Origin of the sequence: Salifodinibacter halophilus, from assembly GCA_012999515.1 — a bacterium.
Lineage (GTDB): Bacteria > Pseudomonadota > Gammaproteobacteria > Nevskiales > Salinisphaeraceae > Salifodinibacter > Salifodinibacter halophilus.
The window spans coordinates 1-231 of the sequence record JABEEB010000821.1 but is presented as its reverse complement, the minus strand read 5'-3'; the positions used below and the strand labels follow the sequence as shown (position 1 = coordinate 231).

The 231-nt window shown below is 65.8% G+C and carries 1 protein-coding gene; it reads right to left on the bottom strand.

From position 1 onward, the window contains the following. On the bottom strand, positions 1-231 hold a 231-nt coding region (locus tag HKX41_13865; protein ID NNC25219.1), incomplete at both ends, for a TonB-dependent receptor.

The following is a 231-nucleotide window of genomic DNA, read 5'->3' as shown; positions in this document are numbered from 1 at the left end:
GGTCCGGATCGTAGGTCGCCTGGCCCAGACGCGGCAGCCAGTTGATCCCCCACTGGGTCTTCCACGAGGTGATGTCCTGCTGGAAGCCGACATTGGCCTGGCTGGGACGCACGCCCGAGATGCGGCGGTCCTCGCCCGTGGTCGGGTCGGTGACGCTGGTCTTGTTCCAATCGTTCCTAAAGGTGAACCGGGCGCCCGAAATCCCGACCTTGTCCAGCGGCACCACCACGT